The 686-nt window shown below is 63.6% G+C and carries 1 protein-coding gene; it reads left to right on the forward strand.

Going from position 1 to position 686, the window contains the following annotated elements:
* Positions 1–47: 47 nt before the first annotated feature.
* A complete protein-coding gene (locus ACK4TH_RS12670) occupies positions 48–662 on the forward strand; it encodes a recombinase family protein (RefSeq protein ID WP_409626961.1) in 615 nt (204 codons plus the stop codon).
* The last annotated feature ends 24 nt before the right edge of the window (positions 663–686 follow it).

The following is a 686-nucleotide window of genomic DNA, read 5'->3' on the forward strand; positions in this document are numbered from 1 at the left end:
CTGGCTCACACTGTCACATAATCGAACGTATATGTGACAGGTGAGAGATGCTGATTGGCTACATGCGGGTGTCGAAGGCGGATGGCTCGCAGGCGACCGACTTGCAACGTGATGCGCTGATCGCTGCCGGCGTCGATCCGGCGCATCTGTACGAGGATCAGGCATCGGGCAAGCGCGAGGATCGTCCCGGCCTGGCGAACTGTCTGAAGGCGCTGCGGCCGGGGGATACGCTGGTCGTGTGGAAGCTCGACCGGCTTGGGCGCGACCTGCGGCATCTCATCAACACCGTGCACGACCTGACTGGGCGCGGCGTCGGCCTGAAGGTGCTGACCGGCCACGGCGCAGCCATCGACACCACGACCGCCGCCGGCAAACTGGTTTTTGGCATCTTCGCCGCACTAGCCGAGTTCGAGCGCGAGCTGATAACCGAGCGCACTGTGGCAGGACTGGCCTCGGCGCGGGCACGGGGCCGCAAAGGCGGACGGCCCTTCAAGATGACAGCGGCCAAGCTGCGACTGGCGATGGCCGCCATGGGGCAGCCGGAAACCAAGGTCGGCGACCTGTGCCAGGAACTTGGCGTCACCCGGCAGACGCTGTACCGACATATCTCTCCAAAGGGTGAGTTGCGCCCAGATGGGCAGAGACTGCTGGCCAAAACTTGAATAGCCTCTGATACATGACTTCCA

Source organism: Tepidimonas sp. (genome assembly GCF_046292505.1).
Taxonomy (GTDB): domain Bacteria; phylum Pseudomonadota; class Gammaproteobacteria; order Burkholderiales; family Burkholderiaceae_C; genus Tepidimonas.

Bases quoted from the DNA above. Each gene is read 5' to 3' on its own strand.
- ACK4TH_RS12670 (WP_409626961.1), top strand. From the start codon at position 48: ATGCTGATTGGCTACATGCGGGTGTCGAAGGCGGATGGCTCGCAGGCG.